The following is a 15,411-nucleotide window of genomic DNA, read 5'->3' on the forward strand; positions in this document are numbered from 1 at the left end:
AATGGATCTTTTTCATCTAACTTGCGATACCTGTCATCTAAATCAAAAAAGCCGGGCTGAGACATAGAAGGAAACTCTTGAAATTTTTGAACAGTGAGATTATATCAAAGTTGGGCTATTTTTAGAGGTGCCCGCAAGGTAAGTACACGATTACCGGGGAACTCCAATGGCAACGCCGACCTACCACGCTTGCGGTGCCCTCGGTTATCGCATTGGTGTATTGGATAGAAAACGGTCAAACACGAATTTTAGATCGAAAACACAATAACATTGTCCTTTCTCAGGAGAATACAGAAGAGAAACTGGCACCGGAAGAAACTCACATTGAAGTTTACCGGGCATTAGAAGATGGCATTCCTTTGGTTTTGTTAACGGAGTTGATTATCTCCGCCAGCGGTTCCCCACGGGAAATTACGGTCGGACAACTCCTTTGGGATGGGCTTGAAGTAATGGAGATCGACTCCCCTATTCCTGCACGTATTGAAGGCAATGGCGACATTACATTACAAATCACACCCGGTGAGCATGTTATTCACGTTGCCGCCCGTTATTTGGAAAATACCCAAACCTTTAAAACTCATCCTCGCTCTCCTTTATGGCCGGCTACCGAGTATTTAAGTTTTTCATCCAATTCCGAATTCCGACAAGTGCAACTGACTGGAGCGAATAGCATTGATACCAGCCAAGTGGATATTCCTGAAGATTGGTCTGCATTGCCCACTTATCGACTTACTCCTGATATTACCTTAACAATGACAACGGAGTTTCGTGGCAATCACTCCCCAGCGGCCAATAAAATTGCAGCGACTCGAGACCTATGGCTTCGTTTTGATGGCAACGGGCTCATTGCACGCGAACAATTAGAAGGAGAAACGTTTCAAGATTGGCGAATAGATGCGCAACCGGATACACAACTTGGTCGTGCGGTGGTGGATGAACAACCGGTGTTAATTACCGAGTTTAATGGTCAACAAGGTATTGAAATTCGAGACTCTTATTTTAATCTCGACGCCGTTACCGAAATTGATGATATTGGAAATTTTTCTGCCACCGGCTGGAACACCAACACTGACTCACTCACCGCAACGCTTCATACTCCCCCTGGTTGGCAAGTCCTTCATGCTAGTGGGGTATCGACAATTCGTGGCACATGGTCAAGCCAATGGGATTTATGGGACATTTTTTTGGTATTAATTATCCTCGCCACCACCCAAAAATTGCTCGGAAATAAAGCCGCTGTTTTGGCTGCCTTCACGTTGATACTCACCTATCACACCAGCGGCGCCCCCATCGCACTATTTGCCGTATTATTACTCTTGTTGGCCATACTCTCTAAAGCGACGCAGAAAATATTGGTGGCCACCTCCTACCTGTGCGGTGGCATTTTTGCATTATTACTCCTAAGTATTATCAATTTTTCGGTAGACGGATTTCGATTGGCAATTTACCCATCATTGGAACATAAACTGGTGAATCGATACGGTGACTCGACTCAATACACACCAAAGCGCCATCGTTTTTCCTCCCAAAGTGCGGATATCACATTAGCAGAACCCTCGTTAGAAGAAGTGGTTGTAACCGGCGTAAAACAACAATACGGACCACGATACGTCACTCGCGACAGCGATCGTGTGCAAACAGGCCCGGGATTACCCACATGGTTATGGAACCGAACGTTATTTAAAAGTGACAGCCTTGTATCCAGCGATACGAATATTAGCGTTATTTATTCCCCCCCATGGGCAACGCGCTTATGGCGAGTACTCAATATTTTTCTTATTATCGGATTTAGCCTTATTTTAGCCTATCGTATAAAACCCCTATTACGGTTTCATCAAAACACACATCCTAACGACGATAACCCAAGCCCAAACAAGAAGCATACGAGCGATGACAACACCGAGAGCACTCCTGCTTCATTATCGACGCCAGGCTCATCAATAACAGGCTCATCAACACCCTGCATTGTGGGTGCTTTATTGTGTATTGCGTTAACGGCTTTGCTCAGTTTGCAATCATTCCCCTCTTATGCAGAAGAATTTCCACCACAATATCTGCTGGAAGAACTCAAACAGGATATTTTGCAAGCCCCAGCGTGTTTACCTCATTGTGTTTCATTAAATGATGGCTCACTCACCATTACGGAAGACACATTTAGCCTTACCGCAGAGGTGTACGCAGATACCAATATCGAACTACCGCTACCCAATGGCAATAGAGGTGTGCATTTATTGGATGTTGAATTAATAGAAAAAGAAACATCTCATCGTCGCTTTTTGAAAGATAAAATAAAAGCTCCCTTAGTACGCTCTAAAAATGCATTAAGTACTTACCTTAGAAGAGGCCATTATCAATTAATCATAACCGGTGAATTAAAAGGTGACTCCGCTTCCTTATCATTGCCCTTACCCATTCACAATTTCAAACTCACAGCAAAAGGGTGGAATGTTGAAGGAATAATCGACGGTCGAATCCCCAGTGGAACCCTCTCTTTTCAACGCATCACGGCATCGACACATACGGGCCAATCCACACTGACACCTGCGCCCGTCAAACCGTTTGTTAAATTAAAGCGGACATTTATCTTTGATAAAGATTGGAAAGTGGAAACCGAAGTCACACGCGTGGCGCCCCATACTGAAGCCTTTTCTATTTCCTTGCCATTATTGGATAACGAAAACCCATTATCCAGTCATTTGGATATCCAAGACAAACAGGTCACTTTGCATTTTCGAGCCAATCAAGAAGAAGCACTCTGGACATCATTATTACAACATAGTGAAACGATAGTGCTTACCGCTGCCAATACCGATACTTACGTCGAAGTGTGGCACTTTTTACCCAGCTCCTTGTGGCGAATTCATTATGAAGGAATACCACCTATTAAGCCTGAGGACGAAGCTACTCACCAGCTTTGGCGACCATGGCCCGGCGAAACATTGCAAGCCACCATTAACCGCCCATCAGGAATAAAAGGGGCGACGTATACCATTGAGTCTGCTGATTTAGTCTTTCAAGCGGGTGAGAATGTACAAGTGAGTAAACTCGAACTTGAAATCAGAGCCAGCCTTGGTGAAACCTTTACGTTCAATCTTCCGGATGAGAGCAAAGTCATGTCTCTGTCTCATGACAACCGCTCACTCAATATTCCTAAAGATAATGAAATCCGAATTCCACTTAGACCCGGTAAACAACGTGTTGCCATAGAATTCCAACAAAACACACCAATACAATGGATTCAAACCACACCACAGGTGGCTCTACCCACACAAGCGACCAATATTGATATTGTTTATGAAGCACCCAGAGATCGCTGGACGCTGTATTTAACCGGGCCAGACCTCGGGCCGGCAATGCTGTATTGGGGTGTACTTTGTGTGATTATTCTCGGAGCCATCGCCCTTCACTTTTTGGCTCGCGCGCTCGGATGGCCTATCCCGGTAACATTATTAGGATGGATGATTTTAGGGTTGGGCTTATCCACTACAAACAGTGTAGGAACCCTTATCGCCGCGCTCTTTTTCTTCGCTGTAGCGTGGAAAATGCAATTGAATACCAATCAATTTTCGCAAAAACACCTTCGTCTTATCCAGGCCGGGATGATCTTTCTCACCTTAATCACAGCACTGTTTGTGATGAGTGCTGTACCTATGGGATTACTCGGCTCACCCGAAATGAAAGTAATCGGCAACAACAGCAGCGCATTCCGTTATATTTTTTATCAAGACTTCAGCCAGGCAAATGAGTTCCCAACTGCCATCGTCGTTAGCGCACCAATGATTGTCTATCGGTTGATGATGTTACTGTGGAGCTTGTGGTTATCGATGAATGTTATTCGGTGGGGGAGCTGGTGGTGGGAGAGTTTTACTAAACAGTAAAGTAAAATACGCGAGCTATATAACTTGTTATCATGTAATTACTCTTTAAAATAGCAATGCAGCTGAAAATGTGTACTCTTCAGCCGCATTGCTAAATTATATTTTTTAAGGAAAATCTGGATAATTATTTATTCAAATGTTGCATTAATTTTCTCCATTAAAATATAAGATAAAATATTCAGTTTCTTTTTGATCATTAATTATCTAAAATTTCAAGGGCATTGAGTGGTGGACTCCCGGGATATCGTTTGTCAGCTTGAGAAATACCCCACGTAGTAGTATGCAATTTCCCTGCACCCGGCCGCATTTTGCTTGCATCACCAGCAAGTTTAAGCATTTTCCATACGTTAGTTCCTGAATCTGGATTAGTCCAAGCTACCCATGAGCCAAAATTATGCTCATATAAGTTATGCTTTGCCCAAACATTACTCAGGTCATTACCGAAATATACGTCGTTTGATCTATCCTCATGTTGTTCAATACTTTTTTGCCATGAGCCATTTTTCAAAGAAACAGTTTCAGTAAAACTTACTTCTACATACTCATAGTTCACCGTATTGAAATCAGTTTTAATATCTCCTGTTATTGCCGGCCAAATGTGATTTCCTGGTACTTCAGAGCGTTTATATTGAAGATAAAAACCATATGTATAGCTTGTAGAATATGAGCTAGGTGTTATTGGCCCGGTCGTCACATTTACTTGTTTCACCATCGGTAGGAGACCAGGTAACCTATGCACTTGCTCAGGAGTAAAGCTCATCCAAGAATTAATTTTTATTCTCGCAGGTCCATTTAAGCAAGGTGATGGGCATGCTGCTTCACCAGTAGGATCAACATATCGCAAAGGATTTCCTCTACCATAGCTATAAGGAGACCAATGTTGAGGATCCGAGAAGCGTTCGGGCAGGGCAAATATCGGGTCAGGCGAGATAAAGCGAGCACGATGTGCCATTAAATGTCTCTGCTCCAAATAATCCAGCCCAGTGGTATTATCATGTTCACGATTAAGAAAGAGATAATCCGTTGCCGTATCATCGCCTGCTTGTGCGCGTATTTTTCCATAAGGTTCATAAGCAAATAAATTAGTTACCGTACCCAGTTCATTTAGCTGTAATTCCGTAGAACCTGTATGATTGGCCAGAAAATACGACTCGGGAATAAACTCGCCTCCAGCTTGTGAAGTCTGCGCGACTTTGCGACCCAATACAGAAACGTATTTCACAAGCCCACCGTTTTTCACTTCGCTGTTTTCGTCTATATAATAGTTTCGCGTTAACTGACCGTCGCTACCCTCCGTTATTTTTAATTTTTGAAGGTTATTCTCATCATAAACATACTTCGTGATGGCGTTATTTTGTGTCGCTTGCACCAGTCTATTACGGTCATCCCAATTATAACGGGTTCCACCTTGATTTCTCACATTGCCGTTTTGGTCATAAAACCAACGGTTTACTGTCCCCCAATTATTCTGCACTGCTGTCATGGCATGAGGCCCAGGTCCATCTTTTGGTGCGCGACCTAAACGATTCCAGCTCAATGATTGATCATCGTTTTGGCTGTTTGCATACAGTAAAGTCTCGACTTTTGGTGAAGGCGTAAAGCTCCCCCGAGTGGCCTCTTGAGTAGACTGCGTCAATAAATTACCAATACGATCGTATCTAAATTCCCGAGCTCCCCATTGAGTTGGCTTTTGGGCTTGTGTCAGTCGATATACATCGTCATACGCATATTCCCCACCTAGGTCGAATTCTTTTTTATTTCCCGAGAAACTTTTACCCACTTCATTAAATAATTGAGCGGCACTGGCTTCGGGTTGAACATCTTCAATTTGTAATAGGTTAGACACTCCATCAAACGAATACTGCAACGCTCTAAGTGAAATATTATCATCAAGACGTCGGTCATGTATCGCAGCTAATCGTTGACGATTATCATATTGCCAATCACTCTGTATACCATTGGCGTAAGACATAGTTGTCGGCTGGCCGCTGGCAGCATATTGAATATCGCTGATAACACCAGGCACTCGTGATAACAGTCCCCGAGCATTGTATTGATAGCTTACCTGTGTCCCATCAGAAAAGCGCTTTTGCGTCAGCCGATCCGCACTATCAAATTGATAAGTTTGCGTAAAAGTTCTAGCAAATTGAAAATCATTTCCGACTTTTTCGCCAATTAGTTGATGCTGGCGAATTAAATTACCGCGAGTGTCATAACTAAACGCTTTGTATCCCGCTTCATGCCAAACGGTTGATAACCGACCACGCAGCAATGCACCAGGTTCAGATTCAATCCCATTAACGTCGTACTGATAGCGTTCGTTCGCAGACCGGGAAGGAAGCTTGCCAACTGAGGACCAAGACTGATAAGGCGCCAACGATTGTGCACCAGTTGCCGCTAACTCTTCATCGTTTAAATCATAAAAGGTACCGGCCAAGCGATTCACACCATCATAGTTCATTACCACAACACGGCCACGGGCATCTTTGATACCGACTGCATTACCCGCATCATCATAACTGACCCATTGGTATCCACGATTAGGATCATTAGTGAAATAATTTCGCCCGAGCGCATCAAAAGCCATTTCACGCTTGTTCCCTTGCGCATCGGTCAGTTGAGTAAAGTTCCCGAGTGCATCGTAATCGTAATACGTCGTCCAAAGGGTTGGCGCCCCAGGATCGCCCTTATCAGTAATGGCGACTTCTTCGTGTAATTGTCTGAGTCTTCCCTGCCCTTCCGTTAATAAACCATCGTAAACAGCCAGTTTGAAACGACCATAATGTGGCGATGCTGGATGAGTTTGTTCTTCATCTTGTAGACGCGTCGCTGAAGGCAAATAGGTGATTTCTGAATATCGGCGTTCTTGTTCTGACGCTAATTGCGGCTGATATGTTCTGAGTGCACGACCCAGGGCATCATAGCTGACTAAAACCGAAGCGTTAGTCCCGGCTTCACTAAATGAAAGCCCCTTAGAAAAATACGGAGAGAAACTTTCTATCGCATTGCCTCGACTATCAAAACGTACATGATCTGTGACAATAACTTCACCAGCGTTACTGGACTCCGAACGTGTCATCACGTTACGTCCTAAGCCATCCATAAAACTGCGCGAATCAATTGTTCCGCCACCGGCTGATTCTCGTTGTCGTGTTTCAATCCAATTAATGGTGCGATCGTTTGAAAGAGGCTGAGCCATTTGGTAATCGTAGGAGATCGTAGGAAATTCAGCACTATCTCCCGGCTTAACCATCTTCTTTAAGCGCCCAAGTGCATCATACTCAAACGAAGTAGCCTGACCATTAAAATCTATTGACGATAATACCTGCCCAAACCCTGTATCATAGGTTGCGCTTGCGGTTAAACGAAGGGCTCCGGTATCAATAGTTTCGGTTACCGGAAAAGTCTTATAATAATTATCATAGGTCACTTCCATCCAGTGACCTGGCGCCTGCCCCCAAAGCGGGTCGTAGACGGCTACCACATTACCAAATTGATCATATCGCTGACGTTGTATCGCAATGGTTTTATCAGAAATATCCGGTTGTACCCACTCTTTTTGTAACGTTAATAAGCCGCGTTTAAATTCCCCTAGGTTAGTGCCAGAGAAGCTTTCATCGTCATAAAAAAACTGTGTTTTCTTCACCAGTTTTCCCTGACTATCCAACACTTGCGTCTCTACTGGTAAATTTAATAACCATCGCTCAAGACCACTGGCGTAAGACGACGAATATTGGATAATGGTTGTACGCTCATCATCCCACCCCGCATCAAGCCGACCTTTTTCTTCCACACGAAGAGTATTTCCGTAGTCGTCATACTCGTACGCCCACGCCAGCCTTACCGGTTCAGCACGACCTTGTTCGATATAATCTACCTGACGTTCGGATGGAACAGCGAAGGTAACCCGCTCAGAAGTGTCCAACACATTTTCGGCAATCTCTTTTACCAACCATTGAGTTTGTTCATGACTAAAGACACTGCCATCTTCTGCTCTGGCTTCGGTTGATGTTAGCTTGCCTCGAAGAGCACGTTCTATCGCACCCGTATGGTATTTATGATGATTGACGAGAGAAGGTGTTGAATTTTTATGACTCTCAGTATCCCCAATAACCCAATCTTCACTGGATTCAAATCCACGGAATGTTTTATCTTCACTGTCATAATAGGCATCATGGTATTGAAATACACGACGCTGCTTTTGAGCAGACAACCCATCTGTGATCGAAATACCTTTCACGACTTGCATTCCAAAAGGAATGACTTTTGACCATTCTTGTCCCTGTGATTGATCTCGTAACATCTCCTCAACCACCGCGACGTATTCAATGGTAGTTGTGCTGCCAAGGCCATTCTTGATCGCTTTTATTTGATAAGGCTGCTCTTCTGGAGAAAAATCCACATAGTTAAATCCTTTACCTTCCTTTAACCAAACAATATCCACTGAACCATTGCCATTTATATCCAACAGTCGAAAGTCTTCACCACGTCCATCCGGAGATGAAACGTCTATTTTTGCAGACCAACGAGCATTATCTTCGGCATCTAACCCAAGGTTAAACCAAATCGTTGCATTATCCCCTCGAAAATAAATGAGGTCACTTTTTCCATCACTATTGAGGTCAGCGAGTTGAAATTTGGTTTCATCAAAACGCCCTGCAGGAAAATTAGAATACTCCACAGGCTGATCAAAACCATAAAGCCCTCGCCCTGGAAAATACCGCAAACGGTCTTCCTCTACATATACCAAATCCTGTAGTCCGTCTCCATTCATATCTGCAAGGTGGGTAGACGCGGAATCAAACGTCGTATAGCGAACATCAGGGGTATGCGGAATATCTGCACCATCAGTCCATTGATTATCACCTAAGTTCAGCCACACTCGATGACCCGAAAAACGACCGCGTCGATCTTTGACCGTTTCGACAAGATCAATTCGCTTATCGTGGTTTATGTCCATTAAGCGTGTATTTTCACCCTTTAGTTTTCCTGTAAAGAGGCCGAAATCCCCAGAGTATTTCCAACTTAATGACTCATCAATTTTATAATAATAGGCATTTTCACGAGTATCCGTCCGCAATAAGTCCACTCGGCCATCGCCATCAATATCCGCTAAAGATGCAAAACTATCGGTTAACGATGCATTCACCGATCGATTCATACTCTTTCCTTGCGACCAACGAATTTGCCCGTTTTCATCCCCCCCCTGATTTAACCAATACTCATGGCGACGAGGAGACGTGCTAATGACGTCTGGCAGTGCATCCGCATTAAGGTCAACAAAGTCAATATTACCATTACCAAGATAGCGATTAGGCTGTTGGCTCTGTGATACAACACGTTTTTTTTCCGGGTCAAACGGAGTGTAGGTATAAGTGGTTGCTGGAAATTCAGTGGCATCATCGCTACCTAGTAGCGTCACGCGTGTGAGCATTGATACATTCGTCCAACGTGAACTTGGTGCATAATCAAGCGTATAACGCCGTAATTGCCGTTCACCTTGTCTCATGGCAACACTCGCAAGTCGATAGCGCGTGTTCACCTCAAAACCGGCTGTGAAGTTCGTTATCGCATCTGGGCGGACATCGTAATTAAATACGACATTCATATCTTGATTGTAGCGAATTTCGGTTAGATACCGTTGTTTCGTCTCATCCAAAGAACTGTAAATATATTCTATACGATTACCCGATACATCCTCCATGGCGGTGACATTCCATTGAAAGACATTTTTTCCTTCCGCAATAACGCTGTTTTCATTTACGCTAAAGAACAACTTCATACCATTTGGCTGATGCGCGATCCAACCGCTATCGTTGTATTCAAATATGGTTTTCGATTCGTCCACTTCAGTTCTATACAGACGCTTCTCTCCATCCACAAGCACCAGCTTACTTCCACTCGAAAAAATAAATTCGTCAAACTCATCTAGCTCATCAATATCGCCATCTTTATCATTATCTATATTGTCGCCTGATGGCCATTGTGTGTAAGTCGGAAGTCCTTTATCTGTTAAACGTTTGATCATCGGAATGGAGAGATCTCTACCCAAGCCTGCAATACCATTGGCAAAACCACTGTTGTAATCAAGGCTTAACGACGGTTGAAACCCCGCTTTACCAGGTGGAAGCGTAAAACTTAACGACTGCGAGCTGGTCCCGGTATTAAGAGAAGGCGAAAACGCCGCACCCAGACCTGAAATACTGCCAGGCCCATCTGGTAAATTAATTAATGTGGGCTTTAATCCGGAATTATCAACCGCCCATGATGCCTGCACACTTGCAAGCACCATCGTACTTAAAAGAATTTTTTTCACAAAAACACCTTAATAATCACCATCATCTTTCTCGACGACGGTTATGTTATTCAATGGAGAAAAAATTTGCCTCTGCAATGGCAGAGGCATGAAAGGGACAATATTTATGGCGCACGGAGTAACAATGGACAACCCACCGGATTACCGGGGAGAACTCGATTGGCGTACCGATGATTAAAGATAATATTAATATCTCGGATAGCATCTAAATCTACAATAGTATCATTGTTATCGTCTTCTACTCGAAGGCTCAATCGCCAACCGGTTGCCGCAACACTTCGCTCTTTGAAAGTTTGGGTTGGAAAGGCAATTTGTTCCGTTTTATTTGCGGAAATAAGTGCGGTCGCCGGACGTCTTTTCACCCAGTTATTGCCACCATCATAAAACCAAGTATCTGAAGAAAACGTTCTCACATCATCCGGTAAAACATAGTTCGACTCACCTTCTTCCGATTCAGATTCCACCACTTCATTTGCTACGTAGGGCGTTCTAAAAAAACTATGGTCACCATAGGTTAAGAAGCCTTCGGTATAATTTCCTTCCATTTCTCCATCAATTTCGACACTAACACTCACAATCTTATCGAGGTAGGTTCCTGCATATTGAACGCAATATTCATCGTCAATGGATGGATGCTCAGAAATTTCCGGTCCACGGTAGAAACGTGTAGCATTCCCCCCTTTACTCTTCGCGGTGTTAATACCAGTGAGGGTAATAAAACGACTGTCTTCTCTCTTTAGCGCTTTAAGTGTAGCTTGAAAGGCCTTATTTTCGTCTAGCCCAAAGCCTAGCCCAAAGTGATCGTGTTTGATGGAAAATATAGACTCACTGGGCTGCAAGATCAGCGTCCCTTTGTAGTCATGAAATGACTGCATCGCCGTCCATATATTACTGAGTTCTTTTGCTGATCGCGCACGATATATAGAGCTTCTATCGAAGTAGTCTTGATCAAACTCCTCCATCCAATGATGCTCTATTGCATTCACTGCCAACACCATTTCAAACTGAGCACGCTCGAAGAAAAACTCCGCTTCTTCCATATACTCAGTTAGTCGAGAATAATGAATTGGATCAGCAAAAAAGCGACTTGCCACCTCCGTCTTTAATTTATAATTTTTCTGTAAAAGATCTGCCGCTTCCAATAGTAATTTCGCCAACCGATTAATTTCAACTTGCTGTCGAACTTCAGCCGCTTTGATGTCAATCAGAATAAGATTCGCTTCCAACCACATTTGCTTAATGTGTGCCGCACCCGCCACACGGGTTTTCTCTCCGTTTAACCGATGAAGTTCTACACGTTCTTCAAGTGCTAATCGCTCTTTTTCTTCCCGTAACTTCTGTTGTTTATTTCCTGAAAATAAACTGGTTAAGCTTCCTGCAAGACTACCAATTGAATTGGTCAGACCGATGGCACTTTTTTTCTTAGCAGTTTTATCACTCCCGGTAAAATTTTTAAGGATACTTGCAGAGAAGCCACCACTCACCACGCTGGTTGCCGCCGATATCAACGAAGCAACTTTATTTTTTCTGTTTTGAATACGCTCAATGTCTTTGGATAACGCAATTTGCTTATTCCCATAAGACATCATTACATTTGCCATTTTATTGTCTAGATCACTCAGACTTTCAAGCTCTTTTGTCTTGATCTCAATTGATGCAAGCAAATTATCAAAGCGAGTATTCTGACTCTCTACAGACAGCGTTGTTTGGTCAATGACGTCCTTCTGCTGCTGAATTAAACTCTCTGCTGTGAATAAATCAGCAAAGGTACATTGCTCAGGATCTTTATCAGAGCAGATCTCTTCACACAATTCTCCCTCACACAACTCAAGGCCGGTAATCTCTTGGAAACGATTGTTTAAGATTTGATGCCGTGCGAAGAAAGTATCCGCCACTCGATCATTGGTATACCGGTAGTTGTCGTAGCTCTCTGTTGCCCTCAATTCGCTTTGAATAGCACGATTGAGGTAACCGGAACCAGAGATGCGCTCCCTTAAAATATCGAAAGAGAATTTTTCTGGAGCGTTGGGGTCATGAAAGATGGCAATCGCATCATCACCAAAACCAATCAAATCTGTTTTACCTTCCAACCAACTTAACGTACTTCGCAAATTCTCGATGGAACGAGTAAAACTATTCACTGCCGCAGATACCGCCGAAATATCATCGGATATCTCATCAATGGCGGGTGACTGAAAGAGTGCATCAAATTCGGTTTCGAATTTCTCCAAATCAGAAATCAGTGTCTCCAATTCAGCAATATAGCTATTGGTACTGTCTATCTGGCCTTCTAATATATCGAGCTTCGTGACGGAGGCTTTGGTGTTCGCCAGTTTTGTCATTAACTCATAGGCCAGCACAACCTCTTTGTAGCCGGTAAAACGCCCGATAACACGATCAATCTGCCCATCATCGTCCTCGTCCAGAACCGGTAGCGCCAAATCATCTTCCGCCCTTCTATACACAGGGCTATTTAACGCTCTTGTAGGCGTAAACTCTTTAAATAATTCTGAATGCGCCTCTGTGAAACTTTTTAACTTGCCGAATGACTTATTTAATATTTCATAAGCATTATGATAATGGGCCCGCTCATCACGCAAGATATCTCCTGTATCGTACTGATTCGGCTCTCGCAAACGTACAATACGAGCCTGATCGATAAGCAAATTGGCTTCCATAATATCGCCAACGGCTCGATCATACAGAATATCCAAGAGCAGTATTTTCAAACTCTCACTGTTGGCATTTTCCTCATCCAACATAACTTCCTTGACGTCAGACTCTACAACGTCTGCGCGATTACGCTCACGCTGACCATAAAGTGTCTCGAAGCTTGTAGAATTTTCGCCGTCAAAATCGATCCATAATGCTCTTTCTTCATTATCCCAACGATACATGAGTTCCAAGAATCGGAAAGCGGCTTCATCCTTGAGCGTATCGGTATCAGCATAGGAATAGTAAAGTCGCTTTCTGAAATTCAACGACAAATCGTTTTCATAGGTGGTATACACCGCCGGAGAGAATTCAGAACAGTACTTAAGCGGGTTCTCTTGATCCATATGGTTGAGATCATCAGGGTTACATGCCGCAATTCGATAACCATAGGTATGATCGAGCTCTGGCAATCTACCAAATGAAAGCACATCCGCCCTAACTACCTCACGCCACTGCCCATAGTCAACGCTTTCTTGCAGTAAATAATGGCTTGCATAAGGTACATCTTTCCACGTAACCGTGTAAGGACCGCTGACAATTCGAGGCACCTGAGGATACAAAGGCGTATCGGCGATAGGGTAGTCTTTTGATTCATCCACAATATCAACTCGATAAATAGTGGATTCTTGTGAGCAATAAACTGCAGCTTGGTCAAAGCACGCTTTTATTGAAAAACCATGACGACCATCTAGCCCGTTAGTATTTACCGCTAACGCCAGCCCACTGCTTGCTGGATATTCAGTGATTAACGAATATGACTCTTCACCATCCCCTTGAAAATATTGACTTAAAAAGTAGGTAATATTTTCATCAACGGCATTCCATCTGAGTTCAAATTGATGAGCTTTAGTGATTTGACCAACGCTGCTGCGCAATGTTGGGGTATCTGGTAAGGCCTCTAGAATTGCACTTTCATTCGACAGATGATAATCCGTACAATTATCGTTTAAATCAGATTGAGAAATGATATTGCAAGCTTTTACTTGGTAAACATAGCGGCCATACTCGGGTATCGCTTTATCTTCTCCAACCTCAGCACTAAAGCTCATATTTTCGCCAGCGTACACCGCTACCCAATCTCCTTGTATATTATTCGCATCCACACTCGCCTGCTGTAGTTCATAATAATTGGCATGCTCGACCTCTTCCCAAGTCACATTCAGTGCAGCGGCCCCAATACTGCTTCCACCTTCAGGTGTTGCAAATATTTCTATGTTTTGATCTAAGGGCAAACGAATTGAAACCACAGGACGTGGCCAATACGTGTACTCACTGCATCGGCTCGTACTACTGCCTTCACACGCTCGGATGCGAAATTCATGTTCTACTCGGTTTTCATAGCGATCACCGGACATTGGCCTAAATTCCTGCCATGCTCCGCCTGCGACTTTCTTTTCTATTTTCTCTCGCCAGTTAACAGGCAATGGGGTCCAAGAAAAATCCCACTGACCATTAGTGTCAATACTTTTTCCATCACGGTTTTCGTATTTTAACCCTGTGATTTTGAAGTTCTGTATTGGTTTTATCCGACTGATTGAATAGTTATTACAGCTACCACTTTTAGTGTAACCCACAGCACTCGGCAGCAGATTCACTTGACAAGGCCATGTAGGAGAAATGTTACCTCGTGTAGCAATGGCTTTTCCATCACAAAAAAGATTATAAAGAGGAGTATTCGCAATTCGGTTCCAGGAGCACCCCGGTTTTGTGTAAGTTCTAGTGGCAATTGATTCTGTGTTACTACTTTGAGCTCTGGCATCGAGAGCACCAATACTCACGACCAGCATACTCATAAAATACAGTGTATTTTTGATGTAACTCATTATAAGTTCACCCTTAATTCATATTGTTAAACATTAATAAAATAGAACAACATAACCACACCCCTAAAAAATCTAGGAGCGGCTACTTGTTTGAAATAACTTATGAAGAAATATTGTCAACAGGTCTTTAATTTTGATTGAAAAAAACCTTTATATAGGCATCTACCCTTAAACCATCACTTCCTTATCGTCTCCTTCTAAATAATTCCTTTTGTTCACAGAACGATGCACCTTAGAAAGAACAAGAGAAACATGTACAAAAACCAATCCAATAAAATTGAGAAGAGCTCATACATGTATATCATCCGATATATCAAAAAATAGACCTCCCCAACACAATCAAGTAAAAATCCACTTAAGTGCTGATTTTGAGGAAAAATTCTCTGAGTATTACAGTAATTTTTATTATGATGCTATTTACGGAAGGGGAAGATCAGAGCAAGCATCAACTTTACGATTTTCCCTATATCGCTTAATGGAGGTTTAATCGACTTTCTTCTAAGTGCGTAAATCAAGTTTATTCTAATGTGAAAAACTGGTAAGATGAATGACACTTCTGATTAATTAGGAGTGAACAGATCTGATCACAGCACTGGAATACCGCATGACTTTCCGGTCAGAAACTGTGCAGATCAACACATAGATTGAATGGAAATCATCTACTGTTAAAACAAAAGGA

The 15,411-nt window shown here is 43.0% G+C and carries 3 protein-coding genes; 1 reads left to right on the forward strand and 2 read right to left on the reverse strand.

What is annotated here, in order from left to right:
* Positions 1 to 194 precede the first annotated feature (194 nt).
* Positions 195 to 3,878, forward strand: a complete 3,684-nt coding sequence (locus tag LU351_RS14375) for a hypothetical protein (RefSeq protein WP_232594784.1) — start codon at positions 195 to 197, stop codon at positions 3,876 to 3,878.
* A 196-nt stretch (positions 3,879 to 4,074) separates the two neighbouring features.
* Here the strand turns inward: LU351_RS14375 and LU351_RS14380 are convergent, their stop codons facing one another.
* Both LU351_RS14380 and LU351_RS14385 read right to left on the reverse strand, forming a co-directional pair.
* Entirely contained in the window at positions 4,075 to 10,194 is a 6,120-nt protein-coding gene (locus tag LU351_RS14380; RefSeq protein ID WP_232594785.1) for a toxin TcdB middle/N-terminal domain-containing protein, read from the reverse strand.
* Positions 10,195 to 10,298: 104 nt separating this feature from the next.
* Entirely contained in the window at positions 10,299 to 14,732 is a 4,434-nt protein-coding gene (locus LU351_RS14385) for a hypothetical protein (protein ID WP_232594786.1), read from the reverse strand.
* Positions 14,733 to 15,411: the final 679 nt, after the last annotated feature.

The sequence above is a fragment of the Marinibactrum halimedae genome, assembly GCF_021234875.1.
Lineage (GTDB): Bacteria > Pseudomonadota > Gammaproteobacteria > Pseudomonadales > Cellvibrionaceae > Marinibactrum > Marinibactrum halimedae.